At 72.3% G+C, this 20,021-nt stretch carries 15 protein-coding genes; 9 read left to right on the top strand and 6 right to left on the bottom strand.

Translation table 11 applies throughout. The features are described 5' to 3' along the window. Position 1: 1 nt before the first annotated feature. Positions 2-1,003, bottom strand: coding sequence for a Gfo/Idh/MocA family protein (locus ACFC1W_RS00800; protein ID WP_375987535.1), 1,002 nt, complete (start codon positions 1,001-1,003; stop codon positions 2-4). 83 nt (positions 1,004-1,086) lie between these two features. Between ACFC1W_RS00800 and ACFC1W_RS00795 the strand changes: the two genes are divergently transcribed. After that, positions 1,087-2,415: a M20/M25/M40 family metallo-hydrolase gene (locus ACFC1W_RS00795; RefSeq protein WP_375987533.1), complete on the top strand. Its 1,329-nt coding sequence runs from the start codon at positions 1,087-1,089 to the stop codon at positions 2,413-2,415. Here the strand turns inward: ACFC1W_RS00795 and ACFC1W_RS00790 are convergent. Then, on the bottom strand, positions 2,388-3,767 hold the full coding sequence (locus tag ACFC1W_RS00790) for an O-acetylhomoserine aminocarboxypropyltransferase/cysteine synthase family protein (protein WP_375987531.1): 1,380 nt from the start codon (positions 3,765-3,767) through the stop codon (positions 2,388-2,390). The two genes, ACFC1W_RS00795 and ACFC1W_RS00790, sit on opposite strands and share 28 nt — an antisense overlap. Before the next feature lie 80 nt (positions 3,768-3,847). Here ACFC1W_RS00790 and ACFC1W_RS00785 point away from each other — a divergent pair, with 80 nt between their 5' ends. Further along, a complete protein-coding gene (locus tag ACFC1W_RS00785; protein WP_375987529.1) occupies positions 3,848-4,696 on the top strand; it encodes a sulfurtransferase in 849 nt (282 codons plus the stop codon). Between the two features lie 1,030 nt (positions 4,697-5,726). Here ACFC1W_RS00785 and ACFC1W_RS00780 read toward each other — a convergent pair. Further along, on the bottom strand, positions 5,727-6,668 hold the full coding sequence (locus ACFC1W_RS00780; protein ID WP_375987527.1) for a zinc-binding alcohol dehydrogenase family protein: 942 nt from the start codon (positions 6,666-6,668) through the stop codon (positions 5,727-5,729). A 29-nt stretch (positions 6,669-6,697) separates the two neighbouring features. Beyond that, entirely contained in the window at positions 6,698-10,630 is a 3,933-nt protein-coding gene (gene hrpA, locus ACFC1W_RS00775) for an ATP-dependent RNA helicase HrpA (protein ID WP_375987525.1), read from the bottom strand. A 115-nt stretch (positions 10,631-10,745) separates the two neighbouring features. On the opposite strand from hrpA, the gene ACFC1W_RS00770 reads away from it, so the two are divergent. Further along, positions 10,746-11,585 (top strand): aldo/keto reductase, encoded by an 840-nt coding sequence (locus ACFC1W_RS00770; protein ID WP_375987523.1) that lies wholly within the window; start codon positions 10,746-10,748, stop codon positions 11,583-11,585. Between the two features lie 10 nt (positions 11,586-11,595). Further along, a complete protein-coding gene (locus ACFC1W_RS00765) occupies positions 11,596-13,440 on the top strand; it encodes a thioredoxin domain-containing protein (RefSeq protein ID WP_375987521.1) in 1,845 nt (614 codons plus the stop codon). Between the two features lie 4 nt (positions 13,441-13,444). On the opposite strand, the gene ACFC1W_RS00760 is transcribed toward ACFC1W_RS00765, so the two are convergent. Then, complete coding sequence (locus ACFC1W_RS00760) at positions 13,445-15,103, bottom strand: dolichyl-phosphate-mannose--protein mannosyltransferase (protein ID WP_375987519.1); 1,659 nt, start codon at positions 15,101-15,103, stop codon at positions 13,445-13,447. Positions 15,104-15,185: 82 nt separating this feature from the next. Here ACFC1W_RS00760 and ACFC1W_RS00755 point away from each other — a divergent pair, with 82 nt between their 5' ends. From ACFC1W_RS00755 to ACFC1W_RS00735, 5 genes are all read left to right on the top strand, one after another. After that, a complete protein-coding gene (locus ACFC1W_RS00755; RefSeq protein WP_375987517.1) occupies positions 15,186-15,701 on the top strand; it encodes a MarR family winged helix-turn-helix transcriptional regulator in 516 nt (171 codons plus the stop codon). A 9-nt stretch (positions 15,702-15,710) separates the two neighbouring features. Then, positions 15,711-16,529, top strand: coding sequence for a 16S rRNA (cytidine(1402)-2'-O)-methyltransferase (gene rsmI / locus ACFC1W_RS00750; RefSeq protein ID WP_375987515.1), 819 nt, complete (start codon positions 15,711-15,713; stop codon positions 16,527-16,529). 106 nt (positions 16,530-16,635) lie between these two features. Next, positions 16,636-18,216, top strand: coding sequence for a methionine--tRNA ligase (gene metG, locus ACFC1W_RS00745; protein ID WP_375987513.1), 1,581 nt, complete (start codon positions 16,636-16,638; stop codon positions 18,214-18,216). Further along, complete coding sequence (locus ACFC1W_RS00740) at positions 18,216-19,127, top strand: TatD family hydrolase (RefSeq protein ID WP_375987511.1); 912 nt, start codon at positions 18,216-18,218, stop codon at positions 19,125-19,127. The genes metG and ACFC1W_RS00740 overlap by 1 nt, the downstream gene beginning before the upstream one ends. 3 nt (positions 19,128-19,130) lie before the next feature. Further along, positions 19,131-19,646, top strand: coding sequence for an NUDIX domain-containing protein (locus ACFC1W_RS00735; protein WP_375987509.1), 516 nt, complete (start codon positions 19,131-19,133; stop codon positions 19,644-19,646). Between the two features lie 172 nt (positions 19,647-19,818). Here the strand turns inward: ACFC1W_RS00735 and ACFC1W_RS00730 are convergent, their stop codons facing one another. Next, entirely contained in the window at positions 19,819-19,977 is a 159-nt protein-coding gene (locus tag ACFC1W_RS00730) for a hypothetical protein (RefSeq protein ID WP_375987507.1), read from the bottom strand. Positions 19,978-20,021 lie beyond the last annotated feature (44 nt).

Below are 20,021 nucleotides of genomic sequence, written 5' to 3'. Positions count from 1 at the left end.
GTCACTCCTCGCCGGGGTAGCGCACGCCGATGAGCTCGCGGATCTCGTCGAGCGTCGACATGATCGCCACGGTCTCGTCGATCGGCAGCACATCGCTGTCGGTCAGCCCTGCGGCCACGAGGCGTTCCGCGGCGAGCGCCTGGAACTGCATGCCACGGCCGGTGATCGCGGACGCGTACTCCTCGAGCGTCCTGCCGTCGGGCGCGATGAGGCGGAAGGACGTCGCGTTGTACCAGACCGAGGCGATGTCGATGCGGGCCTCGGTGCCGATGATCGAGGCGGTGTTCGGACCCGCGGAGCGCGATCCCGAGATCGAGGTGGACAGGGCGCCGGAGGCGTGCGACATGATCGTCGCCACCTCGGAGTCGGCGCCGGTCTCGCCGAGCCGCGCCGACGCGGTGATGGCGAGCGGTTCGCCCAGGATGTCCCACGCGAACGAGATCGGATAGATGCCGAGGTCGAGCAGCGCTCCGCCGCCGAGCTCCAGGGCGTTCAGGCGGTGGGCCGGGTCGGTCGAGATCTTCTGGGTGTGGTCGGCCATCACGATCCGGATGTCGCCGAGCGCGCCCGAGGCGACGATCTCGCGGATGCGCGCCATATGCGGCAGATAGCGCGTCCACATCGCCTCCATCGCGAGCAGACCCCGCTCTGCGGCCACGTCGCGCACGCGGGCGGCTTCGACGCCGGTGAGTGTGAACGGCTTCTCGACGAGCACGTGCTTCCCGTGCTCCAGCGCCAGGATCGCCTGCTCCGCGTGGAACGGGTGCGGCGTCGCGATGTAGACGATGTCGACATCCGGGTCGGAGACGAGGGCGTCGTACGACCCGTGCGCATGGGCGACCTCGAAGTCGGCGGCGAAGGCGCCGGCCGAGTCGGCGCTGCGGGATCCGACCGCGACGAGGTCGAGGCCGGCGGTGCGCAGATCGGAGGCGAACGCGCGGGCGATGCCGCCCGGTCCGAGGATGCCCCAGCGCAGGCCGGTCGAGGGGGAGGAAGAGGTCATGGTCCCGAGCGTAGCGACCGTCCGGGCGGCGCGGGGCACGGCCCCGCCTCGGGAGGCCCCCGCGGCCGGATTAGGCTCGGGGCGTGGCATCCCCCGTCGACCGCTTCCGCGAGCTCCTGCGCATTCCCACCGTGTCGCACGCCGACGAGTCCGAGATCGACTGGGAGGCCTTCGACGCCTTCCAGGAGACGCTCGAGCGGCTGTACCCGGCGGTGCACGCGTCGCTCGAGCGCGAGGTCGTCGACGGTCACTCGCTGCTGTTCCGGTGGCGGGGAGCGGATGCCGGGGACCCGCTGGTGCTCATGGCCCACATCGACGTCGTCCCCGTCGTCGAGTCGGAGTGGGACACCGCCCCGTTCGCGGCGGAGATCGCGGGCGAGGGAGCGGAGGCTGCGATCCACGCGCGCGGCGCGATCGACGACAAGGGCTCCCTCGTCGCGATCCTCGAGGCGGTCGAGCAGCTCGCGATAGAGGGGTTCGCGCCCGCGCGCGACGTGTATCTCGCGTTCGGCCACAACGAGGAGACGGCCGGGGGCGGCGCGCAGGCGATCGTCGACGTGCTGCGCGGGCGCGGCATCCGTCCTGCTCTCGTGCTCGACGAGGGCGGCGCCGTGGTGGAGGGCGTGATCCCGGGTGTGACCGTGCCGACCGCCATGGTCGGGGTCGCCGAGCGCGGGGTGATGACGCTGCTGCTCACAGCCCGCGAGGGCGGTGGACACGCGTCGACGCCGCCCGCGGTGCCGGCGACGGCGCGCCTCGCGCGGGCCATCGACCGGCTGCACCGCCATCCGTTCCCGACGCGTCTGGCCCCGCCGGTGCGCGCGATGCTCTCGACGATCGCCCCGCACGCTCCTCAGCCCCTGCGCTCGCTGTTCCGCAGCCTCGCCGTCACAGGGCCGCTGGTCGCGACCGCGTTCGCGCGGCTGGGGCCGGAGATGAACGCGATCGTGCGGACGACGGCCGTCGCGACCGAGCTCAGCGGCGCGCCAGGCGAGAACGTGCTCGCGACCACGGCGAAGGCGTCGATCAACATCCGGCTGCTCACGGGCGACACCGTGTCCGGTGCCGCCGAGCGCGTGCGTCGCGTCGTCGGCGACCCCGAGGTCGAGATCGAGGTGCGGCACGGCTCCGACCCGTCGCCGGTGTCGCCGTGGCAGGGCGACGCGTGGCGGCGCCTCGCGACCGCCGTCGCCTCGTCGCTCGGCGAGGACGTGGTGACGACCCCCTACCTGCAGCTCGGGGCGAGCGACAGCCGGTGGTTCACCGCGATCTCGGAGCACGTGTACCGCTTCACGCCGTTCCACCTGACGCGCGCCGAGCGCGACGCGCTGCACTCGCACAACGAGCGCATCCGCGTGGACGTGTGGCTGCGTGGGATCGGGTTCTACCGGGCGCTGCTCGCCGCGAGCTGAGGCTCGGATGCGTCGGCCGCAGTCCGCGCGGCCGGGGATGCCGTCAGGCCGGCGAGCGCCTGCGCGAGGTCGGCGACGATGTCGGCCGGATCCTCGAGTCCGATCGAGAGACGGATCGTCGTCGGCGTGATCCCGGCATCGGCGAGCTGCGCGGGCGACAGGTGGCTGTGGGTCATCGACGACGGGTGGGCGACGAGGCTGCGCGCGTCGCCGATGTTGGCGACGAGCTTCACCAGGCGCAGACGCGCGATGAACGCCTCGACGAGAGCGAAGTCGGCCTCGGCGTCACCGGTGCCCGGCAGATCGAACGCGAACACCGAGCTCGCGCCGCGCGGCAGATACTCGCTCGCGAGGGCGTGCCAAGGACTGGACTCCAGCCCCGGGTGGTGCACGCGGGCGACGGCCGCGTGGCCCGCGAGGAACCGCGCGACCTCGAGCGCGCTGGCGGAGTGGCGCGCGATGCGCAGGTCGAGCGTCTCGAGGCCCTGCAGCAGCTGGAACGCGTTGAAAGCCGACAGCGACGGGCCGAGGTCGTGCACGTACTTGGTCTTCACCAGCGCGATGTACGGCGACCCGGTCGCTCCGAAGCGCTGGACCAGGCTGCCGCTCGGCACCCGCGCGTACGTCTGCGTGAGCTGGGGCCAGCGCCCCGGCTCGGCGGCGAAGTCGAATGTGCCGAGGTCGACCACGACGCCGCCGAGCGACGTGCCGTGTCCGCCGAGGAACTTCGTGGCCGAATGGACGGTGATGTCCGCCCCGAGGTCCTTGACCCGTTGCAGGTACGGCGTCGCAACGGTGGCGTCGATCACCAGCGGCACGCCGGCGCGATGCGCGAGGTCGGCGACGGCGCGCACGTCGAGCACCTGCGCGATCGGATTGGTGATCGACTCGGCGAAGAACGCGCGCGTGGTGGGACGCACGGCCGCGGCCCAGGCATCCGTGTCGTCCTGATCGACGAAGGTGACGTCGATGCCCCAGTCGGCGAAGGTGTCCTGCAGCAGATCGACGGTGCCGCCGTACAGCTGGCGTGCGGCGACGATGTGCTCTCCCTGCTTGGCGAGCGCGAGGAGAGCGATGGCCACGGCCGCCTGCCCCGACGCGACGCCGGCGGCGGCCACCCCGCCCTCGAGCTCGGCGACGCGCTTCTCGAAGACCAGCACGGTCGGGTTGGCGGCGCGACTGTAGATGTTGCCGTCGCGGCGCAGCGCGAAGAGGTCGCGGGCCTCGCTCAGGGACCGGAACTCGAACGCGTTCGACTGGTGGATCGACGGCACGGCGGTGTGCTCGGCGATGCCGGCGTCGTAACCCGCCTGCACCTGTGCCGTCGCGAACGCGCGAGAGGACGGGGACATGCGATCCATTGTCGGGTCGTGAGGCGCCCGTGACCCGCCTGTGTCGAACTGTTGCACGCCGCATGGGTGAGGATGGAGGCGTGGCCCAGCTGATCACCCCCGCAGAACTCGACCACCTCCTCTCGTCGCGCGACGACGTGCGCGTGCTCGACGTCCGGTATCGGCTCGACAAGCCGGACGGCCGCCCCGACCACCTGGCCGGTCACATCCCCGGCGCGGTCTACGTCGACCTGGAGTCCGAGCTGTCGCGTCACGGTCGCGCCGAGGACGGCCGGCACCCGCTTCCCGCGCTCGACGACCTCCAGGCGGCGGCCCGTCGCTGGGGCCTGCGCGCCGGCGACACCGTGGTCGTCTACGACGACGCCCGTTCGCTCGGCGCGTCGCGCGCGTGGTGGCTCCTCACGCGGACCGGCGTGACCGACGTGCGCCTGCTCGACGGCGGGCTCGGCGCGTGGAGGGCGGCCGGGCTCCCGGTCGAGGAGGGCGCGGTCGAGCCCGCTCCGGGCGACGTCGTGCTGCAGCCGCTCTCCGAGCCCGTGCTGTCGATCGACGAGGCCGCGGCGCTGCCGTCGGAGGGCGTGCTGCTCGACGTGCGCGCGCCCGAACGCTATCGCGGCGAGGTCGAGCCGATCGACCCCGTCGCCGGGCACATCCCCGGTGCCGTGAATCTGCCGACGACCGACTACGTCGTGGAGGATCGATTCCGGGATGCCGCCGCCCTCCGCGCGCTGTTCGCCGAGGCCGGCGTCGCCCCCGGCGTCTCTGCGGCGGCGTACTGCGGGTCCGGCGTCACGGCCGCGCAGGCCGTGTTCGCCGCCGAACTCGCGGGGCTCGACCTGAGCATCTACCCCGGCTCGTGGAGCCAGTGGTCGAACACCCCGGGCCGCCCGATCGCGACGGGGCCGGAGCCGGCCGCACCACCTGCGTAGGCGCATCGCGACAGCTGAGCCCGCCCGCTTCGCACGGGGCCTGCTCGCCCGCGGGGGCCTTGCTCGCCTCGCCCGCGGGGGCTTGCCTCGTCCGCGCACGGCCTTGCCCCGCCCGCGCCGGGCCTTGCCTCGCCCGCGCAGGGCCTTGCCCCGCCCGCGGGGGCTTGCCTCATCCGCGCGCAACACTTGCTCGCCTGTCACGAAGTGCCGCCCGTACCGGCACATTGCGACAGGTGAGCCGCGCTCGCTTGGCGCGGGCCGCGCTCGCTTGGCTCAGGCCGCGCTCGCGTCGCGCAGCCGCGCGGGGCCTTGCTCGCCTGTCACGAAGTGCCGCCCGCAGCGGCATGTTGCGACAGGTGAGCCGCGCTCGCTTGGCGCGGGGTTCACGAAGCCGCGCGGAGCCTTGCCTCGCCCGCGCGGGGCTTTGCTCGCCTGTCAGGAAGTGCCGCCCGTACCGGCACATTGCGACAGGTGAGCCGCGCTCGCTTGGCGCGGGGCTTCGTGCCGCCGCAGGGCTCTGCTCGCCCGTCACGAAGTGCCGCCCGCAGCGGCATGTTGCGACAGGTGAGCCGCGCTCGCTTGGCGCAGGCTTCGCTCGCCCCCGCAGAGCCTTGCCTCGCCCGCGCGGGGCTCTGCTCGCCTGTCACGAAGTGCGGCCTGTAGCGGCATGTTGCGACAGGTGAGCCGCGCTCGCGGGGCGCAGCCGCGCGGGGCTCGCTCGCCCGCGGGGCCTCGCCCGCGGGGCCTCGCCCGCGCAGGGCCTCGCCCGCGCGGGGTCTTGCTCGCCCGCGGGGCCTCGCCCGCGCAGGGCCTTGCTCGCCTGTCACGAAGTGCCGCCTGTACAGGCATGTTGCGACAGGTGAGCCGAGCTCGCTTGGCGCGGGGCTTCACGAAGCCGCGGGGGGCTCGGCTCGCCTGTCACGAAGTGCCGCCCGCGCCGGCACATCGCGACAGGCGAGCCGCCCGCGGCCGCGCTGAAGAACGCCAAGCCGGGACCGGCGCGGGGCGGGGACCGGCGCGGCGGGCGGGCCTACGGGACGAGCGTGATCTTGCCGTCGACCCCGGCCTCGACCGCGCGATGCGCGTCGACGGCGTCGGCGAGCGGGAACGACGGGCCGAGTTCGACGGTGAAGCGCCCGGCGGCGAGCAGCGCGAGCACGACGGGCACGGCTTCTCCCCGCCAGGCCTGCTGCTGAGCGGTGAGGGGCACGGGCGAGCCGCCCGAGAAGGCGCGGATGCCGAGGGACGCGGCATCCCGGCCCCTCACGAGCGTCGCGATGCGCGACCTGTCGGCGACCACGTCGATCGAGGTCTGCAGCGCCTCGTCGGTGCCTGCGGCGTCCATCGCGACCGTGATGCCCTGCGGAGCGAGTGCGCGCACGCGGTCGGCGAGTCCGTCGCCGTACGGCACCGGCGTGGCGCCGAGTGCGCGCACCGCCTCGGCGCGGCGAGGCGACGAGGTGGCGATGACGGTCCCGCCCCACAGCACGGCGAGCTGGATCGCGGCCTGCCCCACGGAGCCCGAGCCGGCATGCAGCAGGAGCGTGTCGCCCGGACCCACCGAGAGCGAGCGGAGCGTCTGGTAGGCCGTGCCGACCGGGATGCCGAGCGCAGCGCCGGTCGCCGCGTCGACCTGCGGCGGACGGGAGTGCACGCGGTCGGCCGGAACGACGAGGTCGGAGGCGTACGCGCCGGATGCGCCGGAGAACACCACGGCGTCGCCCGGCCGGAATCCGTCGACGCCGTCGCCGACGGCGGTGACGATGCCGGCGCCGTCATTGCCGACGCGCCGCGGCTCGACGATGTCGGCCGACGCGCGCTTGCCGGAGCGGAGCTTGGCGTCGATCGGATTCACCCCTGCCGCCTCGACGCGGATCGCGACCTGGCCGGTCGCGGGGGCGGGCGCGGAGATCTCGACGGCGTGGAGGACCTCGGGTCCGCCGAACTCGGTGTAGACGATCGCAGTGGCCATGGCTGGGGCAACCTCCTCGTTCTGGAACCCTATTCCCGCAGCGCCTTCTGGATGCGCTGCAGCGACACCGCCTCGGCGGTGCCGAGCTGCTGGGCGAACAGGCTGACGCGGTACTCCTCGAGCAGCCAGCGCGTGCGGGTGAGCGCCGGAGCCTGGCCCGCCGGCACCGGGATCACACCGCCGGCCTCGGCGAACGCGGCCGCCGCCCGCTCGAACTCCGACATGCGCTGGCGGTCGCGTCCCGGGTTGTCGGCGAGGGCCTTCACACGGTCGAGTGCACCGCGCAGATACCGCGGGAAGTGGGCGAGCCGGGTGGTGCCGGTGCGCGAGATGAAGCCGGGGAACACCAGCCCCGCCACCTGGCTCTTCACGTCGTTCAGGGCGCCGAGCAGCGTGAGCGAGTTCTGGCCGCGTACGGCGCGCTCGACGTCCCGCGCCGTGGTCAGGATCTTCGCCGTCAGCGACACGGTCTGGAAGAGCTCGTCCACGACGACCGCCGAGAGCGCGTCGCGCACCGCGTCGAACCCGGCGCGCGTGCGCACGACGCCGTCGGGCGCGGTGCGCGCGATGACGGCATCGGCCACCGCCACGCGCGCGTCCTCGACGAGCGCCTTCGCGGACGGGTAGGGGGATGCCGCGAGCGCGAGCTTCTCCGCCGACGTGAGGTGGTCGAGCACATAGGCCGAAGGGGAGGGCACTGCGAGCAGGAGCAGTCGCCGGGCGCCGACGTGGGTCGCCGTCGCCGCGGCCTCGGGCGTCGCCTCGATGCGGAGGGCGACCGTTGCGCCCTCGTCGACGATCGCGGGGTAGCCGCGCACGACGCCACCGGCGACGCGGGTGTCGACGACGTCCGGGAGGTCGCCGAAGGTCCACTCGGTGAGGCCGGTGCGCTCGGTGAAGGTCGAGGCGGCACCTGGCGCCGGTGGCGCCGGCGCCGCCGGTGCCGACGCCGACGGCGCGGCGGGACCGCGGCGGTTCGGCGCACCCCGCTCGCTCAGCGACCGCGACACGGCTGTCCGGGCCCGGTCGGCGAGGCGGCTCTGGAGCGCCGCGAGGTCGCGGTCGGAGCCGACGGTCCGGCCGCGCTCGTCGACGGCGCGGAACGACACGAGAAGGTGGCCGGGCACGCGGTCGAGCTCGAAGTCCGCGGCCGTCACGGGCTGGTTGGCGACGCGCTGGATACGGGCGGCGAGCGCCTCGCGCAGACCCGTCGGCGGGAGTCCCTCGTGCGACTCGGGGCCGTGACCTGCGAGCTCCGCGCCGAAGGTGGCCGCCCAGTCGGCGGCCGGCACCACGTGCCGGCGGATCGCCTTGGGAAGCGCGCGCAGCAGCGCTGTGATGAGCTCGTCGCGCATCCCGGGCACCTGCCAGTCGAAGCCGTCGGGACGCAGCTGGGCGAGCAGGGCGAGCGGCACCACCGCGGTCACGCCGTCGTCGGGTGCGCCCGGCTCGAACCGGTAGGCGAGCGAGAGCACCTGGTCGCCCTGCTGCCAGCGCGCGGGGAAGTCGCGCTCGTCGCCGCGCGACGCCTCGTCGACGAGGTCGGCCTCGGTCATGTCGAGCAGCCGCGGAGTGCGCTCCGCCGTGTCGCGCCACCACGCCTCGAACGAGCGGACGTCGAAGACGTCGCGGGGGATGCGGGCGTCGTAGAAGCGGTACACGGCCTCGTCGCCGACGAGGATGTCGCGACGCCGCTCGCGCTCCTCGATCTTCTCGAGGCGGCGGCGCAGTTCGAGGTTGCGCCGCTCGAACGCCGTCAGCCGCTTGTCGAGGGCCGAGGCATCCCACTCACCCTCCACCAGCGCGTGCCGCAGGAACAGCTCGCGGGCGAACGGTCGATCGAAGCGCGCCAGCTGCACGCGGCGTCGCGGCACGATGTCGACGCCGAAGAGCGTCACTTTCTCGTAGGCGGATGCCGCACCCGAGGCCTTCGACCAGTGCGGCTCGCTCAGCTGGCGCTTGGCGAGGTCGCCGGCGAGCGGCTCTGCCCATTCCGGGTCGATCGCCGCGACGGTCCGCGCGAACAGGCGGGACGTCTCGACCACCTCGGCCGCCATGACCGCGGTGGGCCGCTGCTTCTTGAGACCCGAGCCGGGGAAGATCGCGAAGCGGGTGCCGCGGGCGCCGAGGTATTCGGCGGACCGTCGCTCGGGGCGCTCGGTGCCGCGTCCGCCGCCGCGCTGGGCGGTCTTGGCGGGGGTGCGGTCGTCGAGGATGCCGATCTGCGACAGCAGCCCGGAGAGGATCGCGCGGTGGATGTCATCGGGATCGGCGGTCGGCCCCGTCGCGGCGGACGCCTTGCGCGACAGGCCGAGGATGGCGCTGAGCTGGCGGTGCACATCTGCCCACTCGCGCACGCGGACGTAGTTGAGGTGCTCCTGGCGGCAGAGGCGCCGGAACGCGCTCGAGCCGAGCTCCGCCTGCTTCTCCTGCAGGTGGTTCCAGAGGTTCAGCAGGCTCAGGAAGTCGCTCGTCGGGTCGGTGAAGCGGGCATGCAGCCGGTCGGCCTCGTCGCGGCGCTCCTCGGGGCGCTCGCGCACGTCCTGGATCGAGAGGCCGGCGACGATCACCAGCACGTCGCGCAGCACGTTCGTGCGACGCGCCTCGATGAGCATACGCGCGAAGCGCGGGTCGATCGGAAGGCGGGCGATCTCGCGGCCCAGGTCAGTCAGGGTGGGGGAGCCACCGCCGCGTCCGGCGCGCACGGCGCCGAGCTCGACGAGCAGGTCGAACGCCGCCTTCACGCCCCGGGAATCGGGTGGCATAAGGAACGGGAACGACGAGATGTCGCCGAAGCCCAGCGACAGCATCTGCAGGATGACGGAGGCCAGGCTGGTGCGCAGGATCTCAGGGTCGGTGAACTCGTCGCGGGCGGCGAAGTCGTCTTCGGCGTACAGGCGGATGGCGACACCCGGGCTCGTGCGACCGGCGCGTCCGGACCGCTGCTGCGCCGATGCCTGCGAGATGGGCTCGATGGGCAGGCGCTGGATCTTGCTGCGGTTGCTGTAGCGCGAGATGCGGGCGGTGCCGGTGTCGACGACATAGCGGATGCCGGGCACGGTGAGGCTCGTCTCGGCGACGTTGGTGGCCAGGATCACCCGCCGGCGCACGCCGGCGACGGCCGATCGCTCGAACACGCGGTGCTGCTCCGCGGCGCTGAGGCGTCCGTAGAGCGGCAGCACCTCGGTGGGAGCGGCATCCTTCGAATACATGCCGCGCACGGCATCCATCGCGTCGCGGATCTCGGCCTCGCCCGGCAGGAACACCAGCACGTCGCCGGCGGGCTCGCGATCGAGCTCTCGCAGTGCGGCCGTGATGCCGTCGACGTCGTCGGACTCGCCCGTGCCGGACGGCGAGGGGGGACGGTAGCGCACCTCGACGGGATACGTGCGGCCCGAGACCTCGATGATCGGGGCGGGCGTGCCGTCGGCTGCGGCGAAATGCGTGGCGAAGCTCTCGGGATCGATCGTCGCGCTGGTGATGACGACCTTGAGGTCGGGGCGGCGCGGAAGCACCCGCTTGAGGTATCCGATGAGGAAGTCGACGTTGAGCGACCGCTCGTGCGCCTCGTCGACGATGATCGTGTCGTAGCGAGAGAGCAGCCGGTCGCGGTGGATCTCGTTGAGCAGGATGCCGTCGGTCATCAGCGCGATGCGCGTGTCTTCGGACACCTTGTCGGTGAAGCGCACCTTGTAGCCGACGGTCGAGCCGAGAGGGACCTGGAGCTCCTCGGCGACGCGTTCGGCGATCGTGCGTGCCGCGATGCGCCGCGGCTGCGTGTGGGCGATCCGGGTGCGACCGAGCTCCAGGCAGATCTTCGGCAGCTGGGTCGTCTTGCCCGACCCGGTCGCGCCCGCGACGATCACGACCTGGTGCTCGCGGATCGCACGCGCGATCTCGTCGCGCGCAGCGCTGACGGGCAGCTCCGGCGGGTACGAGATGACGGGTTCGGGCGCAGACATAGCCCTCCATCGTATGACGGACGTGCCACGACGGCCGACGGAGACGGTCAGGCGTTCCTGGGGCGGAGTCGCCGATTCGCGACCCGGGGGCTCCGCCGCTCGTAGGCTGGACGTCATGGCATCGACCCCCACTGTGAAGCTCAACGACGGCAACGCGATCCCGCAGCTCGGCTACGGCGTGTTCAAGGTTCCGGCGGACGACACCGAGCGAGCCGTCTCCGAGGCTCTCGAGGTCGGCTACCGGCACATCGACACCGCCGCCATCTACGGCAACGAGGAAGGCGTGGGTGCGGCGATCGCCGCCAGCGGTCTCGCGCGCGACGAGCTCTTCATCACGACGAAGCTCTGGAACGACCGCCACGACGGCGACGAGCCGCACGCCGCGATCCGCGAGAGCCTCGGCAAGCTCGGCCTGGAGAAGGTCGACCTCTACCTCGTCCACTGGCCGACGCCCGCCGCCGACAACTACCTGCACGCCTGGGAGAAGATGATCGAGATCCGCGACGCGGGGCTCACGCGCTCCATCGGCGTCTCGAATCACCTCGTTCTCCACCTCGAGAAGATCGTCGGCGCGACCGGTGTGGTCCCCGCCGTCAACCAGATCGAGCTGCACCCCGCCTACCAGCAGCGCGAGATCACCGACTGGGCTGCCGTGAACGGCGTGAAGATCGAGTCGTGGGGCCCGCTGGGTCAGGGCAAGTACGACCTGTTCGGCGCAGAGCCCGTCGCGTCCGCCGCCGCGGCGCACGGCAAGACGCCCGCCCAGGCGGTGCTGCGCTGGCATCTGCAGAAGGGGTTCATCGTGTTCCCCAAGTCGGTGCGCCGCGAGCGCCTCGAGGAGAACCTCGACGTGTTCGACTTCGAGCTCACGGACGCCGAGATCGCGGCGATCGACGCGATGGAGCAGCCCGGCGGCGCGGGGCGCGTGAGTGCGCACCCCGACGAGGTGAACTGACCGGGATGCCATGAACCCCCGTCTCGCGGAATCCACGAGCCCGTATCTGCGCGCCCATGCGGGCAATCCGGTCTCGTGGTTCCCGTGGGGCGAGGAGGCGTTCGCCGAGGCGCGCGCCCGCGACGTGCCGGTGATGGTGTCGATCGGCTACTCGACCTGCCACTGGTGCCACGTCATGGCGCGGGAGTCGTTCGACGACCCGACCGCCGCGGCCGAGGTCAATGCGGGCTTCGTGGCCGTCAAGGTCGACCGTGAGGAGCATCCCGAGGTCGACGCCGCCTACATGGCGGCCGCCGGCGCCTTCACCGCGAACCTGGGCTGGCCGCTGACCGTCTTCGCGACGCCGGAGGGCCGCCCGTTCTTCGCCGGCACCTACTTCCCCCCGCAGCCGCGCGGCGGCATGCCCGCGTTCCGGCAGGTGCTCGCCGCCGTGCGCGAGGCGTGGGCGGAGCGTCGCGATCAGATCGACGGCACCGCGGACGCCGTGGTGTCGGCGCTCGCCGAGGTGAGAGCAGACGGCGGGGGCGGAGCATCCGCTCTCCCCTCGATCGAACAGCTGGCAGACGCCGCCCGCGTGCTGGCCTCGCGGGAGGATCGCGAGTTCGGCGGGTTCGGCGGGGCGGATCCGAACGCTCCGAAGTTCCCCGTCGCGACGGCGCTGCGGTTCCTGCAGGCCCGCGCGGTGCGCGAGGCGGCGGCCGAGGCATCCGCGGTCGCCGATCGGGCGCTCGCCGCGATGGCGGCCTCACCGCTGCGCGACCGCGTCGAGGGCGGGTTCTTCCGGTATGCCACGCGACGCGACTGGTCGGTGCCGCACTACGAGCGGATGCTGACCGACAACGCGCAGCTGCTCGACGTCGCGCTCGACGCCGGCGACGACGGGACGGCGCGCGGCGTCGCGGGATTCCTGCTCGATGTGTTGCAGCAGCCGAGCGGCGGGTTCGGCGCCGCGCAGGACTCGGAGTCCTGGATCGACGGCGCCCGCAGCGAGGGCGGCTATTACGCGAGGGATGCCGCGGCCCGCAGCGACCTCGAGCCTCCCTCCGTCGACGGCAAGGTCGTCAGCGGGTGGAACGGCCTCGCGATCGGCGCGCTGGCCCGGGCCGGCGCTCGCCTGGGCGAGCTGCGCTGGATCGAAGCGGCGCGGTGGGCCGCCGACGCCGTGCTCGAGACGAACACCACCGCGGACGGACGGCTCGTGCGCGCGTCGCTCGATGAGATCCCGTCGCGTGCGTCGGCGACCCTGGCCGACTACGGGCAGCTCGCCGGCGGCCTCGTGCGGCTGGCCCTCGCGACCGGCGACGTGGCCTACGCCGTGCGGGCCCGGGCGCTGGTCGCCGCGTGCGTCACGCCCGCCGGCTCCCTCGCCGTGCCGGGCGGGGGAGATCCCGTGCTCGCCGCGCAGGGAGTGGGGGCACCGGATGCCGCATCCGACGGCGACGAGCCCTCCGGGCCCGCGGCGCTGGCCGATGCCGCGCTCTCGCTGTGGGTGCTGGGCGCCGGCGACGAGTGGCGAGAGACTGCCGAGCGCGTCGTCGGTGCGTACGCGCCTGCCGGGCTCGGCCAGCCGCTCGCCTACGGCGCGCTGCTGCGCACGGCCGCGTCGCTCGCCGTGGCGCCGCGTCAAGTGGTGGTCGTGAGCGAGGAGCCGACCGGGCCGCTCGCCACGGCGGCTCGCCGTATCCCTGCCGATGTCGTCACCGTGGTCGCGCCGGGGCAGGCCGGCGCGTTCGCCTTGGCTGGATTCTCGCTCTTCGAGGGCAAGGTGGCGCAGGGAGGCGTCGCCACGGCCTACGACTGCCGCGACTTCGCGTGCCGGCTGCCGGTGACGAACCCGGCCGACCTCTCCGGCTGAGTCGTCAGACCCAGGTCGGCAGCCAGTTGTGCAGCCGCCAGAAGTCGTACGGCACCGACATCGCCGAGACGACCGGGTACCAGAACGCCGACAGCGCGAGGGCGACGACCAGGAAGACGATGACGAGCCGCTGCCCGGTGAGGCGACGGTAGGCGTCGGCGTGCCGCGGACCGGCGATGTCGCGCAGCGCGAAGGTGAGCGCGAGCAGCACGAACGGCAGCACCAGCACCGTGTAGAACTGGAAGATCGTGCGCTCGGGGTAGAACAGCCACGGCACGTAGGTGACGGCGACGCCGGTGAGCACGAGAGCGTGGCGCCAGTCGCGCGCCACGACGAACCGGTAGGCGAGGTAGATCACCGCGGCGACGCCGGCGTACCAGATGAGCGGGTTCGGGATGCTGGCCACGACCTCCGAGCAGCCGTTCGTCGCCGTGCAGCCGTTCACCCCTACGGCGTCGTGGTGGTAGTACATGCCGGTCGGGCGGACGAGCAGCGGCCACTGCCACGCCGGGCTCGCATACGAGTGGCCGGACGTGATCTGCGACGCGGAGTTGAGCATCGTGACGTGGTCGAGCCACAGGCTCTGCAGCGACAGCGGGACCCACGACCACACGCCGGTGGCGGGGTCGGCGTCGGCGGCGTGGCGGCTGTAGCCGCCGTCGGTCAGCAGCCAGCCCGACCAGGAGGCGACGTACACCGCCACCGCGACGGGGACCAGCAGCACGAACGTCGCGACGCCCTGACGGATCGCGTCGCTGGGCCAGAACAGCACGCCGGCCCGACGGCGCGCGAGGGCGTCAATGACCACGAGATATACCCCGAGTCCGGCGAGCACCCACACGCCCGACCATTTGACAGCGGATGCCGCGCCCAGCGCCACGCCTGCGGCGAGGATCCACGGCCGGTTCCACAGGATGGGGCCCCACGAGGGCGGTTCGTCGCCGTCATAGCGCGCGGCCACCGTCTGAGCGATGCGGGTCATCGTGCGTTCTCGATCGAGCAGCACGAAGAGGAACGCGAGGAGCACGAAGAAGGTGAGGGGTGTGTCGAGCAGTGCGACGCGGCTCATCGAGATCGCGAGGCCGTCGACGGCCATGAGGAGACCGGCGACGACGGCGAAGGTCGTCGAGCGCGTGAGCCTCTTCGCGATCAGCATGAGCACGAGCACGGCGGCGGTGCCGAGAATCGCGGTCGTGATGCGCCAGCCCCACCCGCTCTCGGGACCGAGCACCATCATCCCGAGCGCGATGATCCATTTGCCGAGAGGGGGATGGATGACGAACGCGGGGTCGGTGGTGAAGATGTTCACGTCGCCGGCGAGGAAGCGGGCGTTCGCCTCGGAGGGCCACGCGGCTTCGTATCCCAGCTGCGAGAGGGTCCACGCGTCCTTCACGTAGTACGTCTCGTCGAACTGGTTCATCAGGTCGTGCGCGGCGGCGAGGTTCCACAGCCGCAGGACGGCGGCGAGGATCAGGACGAGCGCAGGACCGAGCCAGGCGTACAGGCGCCGCGCGCGCGGGTCGTCGGCGAGGCGCGAGGTGAAGCGCTCGTACAGGCTCGGCCGCACGGAGGGGAGCAGCGGCTCGGTGTGCGCGGCGGGGCGCTCGGACCCGGCCGTCGGCTCGGCGGGCGGGTCGGCGTCCAGCCGGGCAAGGTGCGTCACCCGCACATTCTAGGAGTGCGCCACCTGGGGCTTTCGTGCACGGCATGCGCGCGGTGGACAGCACCGCTCGTATGATTCCTGCGTGGAGCACAACAGCGGCTACTGGTACGGCGACGGCGCCGACGACCGCCGCCGCCGTGCGATCGAGCTGCTGCAGGCGTTCCGTCTCTACCGGGCGGCCGAGGTGGCGATGCGCCGCCGCACGCGGGATTCGATGGCGATGGGCGAGAACGACCTGCTCACCCTCCGATACCTGCTCAAGGCGCAGCGCGAGGACCGCGTCGTGTCGCCGGCCGAGCTGGCGCGGTACCTCGCCGTGTCGACGGCATCCGTGACGGCGATCATCGACCGGCTGGAGAAGTCCGACCACGTCCGTCGCGGCCCGCACCCGAGCGACCAGCGCCGGATCGTGGTCACGCCGACCGTCGAGACGGACGAGGAGGTGCGCCGCACGCTGGGGGCGATGCACAGCCGCATGCTGGAGGCGGTGATCGACCTGTCGCCCGAAGAGACGCGCATCGTGATCGACACGCTGGGCCGCCTGCAGTCCGCCGTGGACCAGGTGGAGCCCGTGCCCGCCGACGGGCCCGCGCCGTAGGCTGAGGGCGTGATCATCCTCGCGGCCACGCCGATCGGAAACCTCGGGGACGCCTCACGACGTCTCATCGAGGCCCTCCAGACCGCGACCGTCGTCGCCGCCGAAGACACCCGCACGACCCAGCGGCTGCTCGCGGCGCTCGGCGTCGAGAATCGTCCGCGCCTCATCGCACTGCACGACCACAACGAGAAGGACCGCGCGCCCGAGCTGGTCGAGCTGGCGCGCGATCGCGATGTGCTGGTGCTGAGCGACGCCGGCATGCCGACGGTGAGCGACCCGGGCTACGGTCTCGTCGCGGCAGCCGCGGCGGCGGGAGTCGTCGTCACCGCGATCCCCGGTCCGAGTGCCGTGCTCACGGCGCTCGCCGTCTCGGGTCTGCCGACGGATCGCTTCACGTTCGAGGGCTTCGTGGCGCGCAAGCCCGGTGAGCGCGCCGGCGCGCTGCGCGCCCTTGCGAACGAGCCGCGCACGATGGTGTTCTTCGATGCGCCGACGCGCGTGGCTGCGACGCTCGCCGACATGGCGGCCGCGTTCGGCGCCGACCGTCGCGCGGCGGTCTGCCGTGAGCTGACCAAGCTGCACGAGGAGGTCGCGCGCGGCACGCTGGACGAGCTCGCCGCGTGGGCGGCAGACGGCGTGCGCGGTGAGCTGGTGATCGTCGTCGCGGGTGCGGCGCCGCGTGAGGTCGCGTTCCCGGACGCCGTGACCCAGGTTCTCGAGTTGGTGCGGTCCGGGACGAGATTGAAGGATGCCGCGGGCGAGGTGTCTGCGCACACCGGTCACTCCTCGCGCGAGCTGTACCAGGCAGCGCTCGCCGTCCGCGGATGATCTGCGGCGGACACGTCATATGACGATCGCGCCGCGACGCACACCCGGCGACGGCCCCGATGTCACGACGGCCGGTGCCGGCATCCCGCCCGACTAGAATCCTCGGGTGACTTCCGGCCGCCAGTCCTTCTACATCACGACGCCGATCTACTATCCGAGCGACGTGCCCCACATCGGCCACGGCTACACGACCGTGGCCGTCGACACGCTCGCGCGCTGGCACCGCCAGGCGGGCGACGACACCTGGATGCTCACGGGCACCGACGAGCACGGTCAGAAGATGATGCGTGCGGCCTCGGCCAACGGCGTCACCCCGCAGGAGTGGGTCGACAAGCTCGTCACCGAGGCGTGGTTCCCGCTCCTCGAGACGCTCGACGTCGCCAACGACGACTTCATCCGCACGACGCAGCCGCGCCACGAGGAGCGCGTGCAGCAGTTCGTGCAGGCGATCTACGACCGGGGTTACATCTACGCGGGCGAGTACGAGGCGCTCTACTGCGTCGGCTGCGAGGAGTTCAAGCCCGAGTCCGAGATCGTCGACGGCACCGGCCCCTTCGAGGGGCTGAAGGTCTGCGCCATCCACTCCAAGCCGCTCGAGCTGCTTCAGGAGAAGAACTACTTCTTCAAGCTGAGCGAGTTCCAGGACAAGCTCCTCGAGCTCTACTCGAGCGTGCCCGACTTCGTGCGTCCCGAGTCGGCCCGCAACGAGGTCGTCTCGTTCGTGAAGAACGGTCTGAAGGACCTGTCGATCTCGCGTTCGGCGTTCGACTGGGGCATCCCGCTTCCGTGGGACGAGTCCCACGTCATCTACGTGTGGGTCGACGCCCTCCTGAACTACGCGACGGCGATCGGCTACGGCACGGACCCCGAGCAGTTCGCCCGCCGCTGGCCGGCGTACCACATCGTCGGCAAGGACATCCTGCGCTTCCACGCGGTGATCTGGCCCGCGATGCTGATGGCCGCGGGACTCGAGGTGCCGCGCGGAGTGTTCGCGCACGGCTGGCTGCTGGTCGGCGGCGAGAAGATGTCGAAGTCGAAGCTCACCGGCATCGCGCCGACCGAGATCACCGACGTCTTCGGCTCGGACGCCTACCGCTTCTACTTCCTGTCGGCGATCGCGTTCGGCCAGGACGGGTCGTTCTCGTGGGAGGACCTCTCGGCCCGCTACCAGGCCGAGCTCGCGAACGGCTTCGGCAACCTCGCGTCGCGCACCACGGCGATGGTCGAGCGCTATTTCGAGGGCGTCGTGCCTCCGGCGGCCGAGTACTCCGAGGCCGACCTGCACGTGCAGAAGACGGTGGCGGATGCCGCGGCGTCGGCCGATGCGGCGATGGAGCGGTTCCGCATCGACGAGGCGATCACCTCGATCTGGACGATCGTCGACGCGCTGAACCTGTACATCACCGAGAACGAGCCGTGGGCGCTCGCCAAGGACGAGGCGCAGCGCACGCGCCTCGGCACCGTGCTGTACACGGCCGCCGAGGGTCTGCGTGCGCTCGCGGTGCTGCTGTCGCCGGTGATGCCCGAGTCTACGGACAAGCTCTGGATCGCGCTCGGCGCCGCGGAGACGATCGGTCGTCTGCACGACCAGCCGATCCGCGAGGCGGGTGCCTGGGGCGTGCTGAAGCCCGGCACGTCGGTGAACGGGCTCGCGCCGCTGTTCCCGCGTGTGGAGCAGTCGGTCTGATGTCGTCGCCTGCGGTGCCGTACCCGGCCGAGGGCGCGGATCCGTCGCAGTACGTCCGCACGCGCGAGCAGGGCACGCGCGACGTGAGCTATCCCGAGGCGCCCGAGCCGCTCGCCGTGCCGGCGTACGACAATCACGCGCACCTCGAGATCGAGGACGGCGTCGGGCTGTCGCTCGACGAGCAGCTCTCGCGGGCCGACGAGGTGGGCGTGATCGGCGTCGTGCAGGCCGGTGGTGACATCGAGTCGAGCCGCTGGTCGGCGTGGGCCGCGGCATCCCATCCCCGTGTCCTCGCCGCGGTGGCGATCCATCCGAACGAGGCGCCGGCGTACGAGGCGGCCGGTCGGCTGGATGAGGCGATCGCCGTCATCGACGAACTGGCCGCACAGCCCCGCGTGCGTGCGATCGGAGAGACGGGGCTGGACTTCTTCCGCACCGACGAGGACGGGATCCCCGCGCAGCTCCGCTCGTTCGAGGCGCATATCGCGCTGGCGAAGAAGCACGGGCTCGCGATGCAGATTCACGACCGTGACGCGCATGACGCCGTGCTCCAGACGCTCGAGCGGGTGGGGGCGCCGGAGCGCACCGTGTTCCATTGCTTCTCGGGCGACGAAGCGATGGCGCGGATCGCGGGGGAGCGCGGCTACTACCTGTCGTTCGCGGGCAACGTGACCTTCAAGAACGCGCAGAATCTCCGGGATGCGCTGGCGGTCATCCCTCGGGATCGGATCCTGGTGGAGACGGATGCCCCGTTCCTCACGCCCGTGCCGCATCGGGGGCGTCCGAATGCGCCGTACCTGATCCCGGTGACGCTGCGGTTCATGGCCGAGGAGCTCGGCATCGGCGTCGACGAACTGTCCGCGCAGGTCGCCGCGAACACGCTCGAGGTGTACGGCCCGTTCGAGGACTGATCCGTGGACGGCGAGCTGTGGGATCTGACAGATGCCGCGGGCGCGCCCACCGGCGAGCTGTTCCGTCGCGGTGACCCCGACTTCCCTGCGGGGCTGTTCCACGTCGTGGCGTCGGTGTGCGTCGTGCGCGGTGATGGTCTGGTGCTGATGACGCGGCGGGCCGCGGTGAAGGACTGGCCGCTGTGCTGGGAGTTCCCGGCGGGCAGTGCGCTCGCGGGTGAGTCGAGCGCCGAGGGCGCAGTGCGGGAGCTCGAGGAGGAGACCGGCGTGCGCGTCGGCGTCGGCGACCTGGCGTTCGTCGGTCGGGTGTTCGAGCGTCAGGCGCTGTTCGATCTGTACGTCGCGCGGGTGACGGGTGACCCCGTGCTGACGCTGGATCCGGATGAGGTGTGCGAGAGCGCGTGGGTCCCGTTCGCGGAGGCGCTACGCCGGGGCGAGGCGGGCGGCGAAATGGCGGGTCCATGGGTGCCGCGCCTGACACAGCTCGGCGCGCGGCTCGGCGAGCTGGTGGGTGGCTGACCCCTCGCGATCGCTGGTTCCTGCACGCGCTGCTGGTTCCTGCACGCGCTGCTGTTTCCTGCACGCGTTGCTGTTTCCTGCACGCGCGCTGCTGTCCCCCTGCACGCGCTGCCGTTTCCTGCACGCGCTGCGACGATCGGCGGCGCGGACGCAGGAAGCAGCAGCGTTCGCGTCAGCCGCCGATGCGCACGCCGACCCCGGCCGGGATCGACAGGAGGAACTCGCTCAGGTCGGTCCAGAACGCGTGCCGGCGCGCTGCCCGCGTGCGGCGGCGTTCCCGCCGTGCCTCGCGGATCCGTTCGGCGTACTCGCGCTCGTCGTCGGCGGTCATCGTGCTGTACATGGTGTGCCGTCACCTCTCGTTGTGGCCGATCC

It is taken from the genome of Microbacterium sp. NPDC056003 (assembly GCF_042274785.1).
Lineage (GTDB): Bacteria > Actinomycetota > Actinomycetes > Actinomycetales > Microbacteriaceae > Microbacterium.
This window is presented reverse-complemented; position numbering and strand designations above follow the sequence as displayed.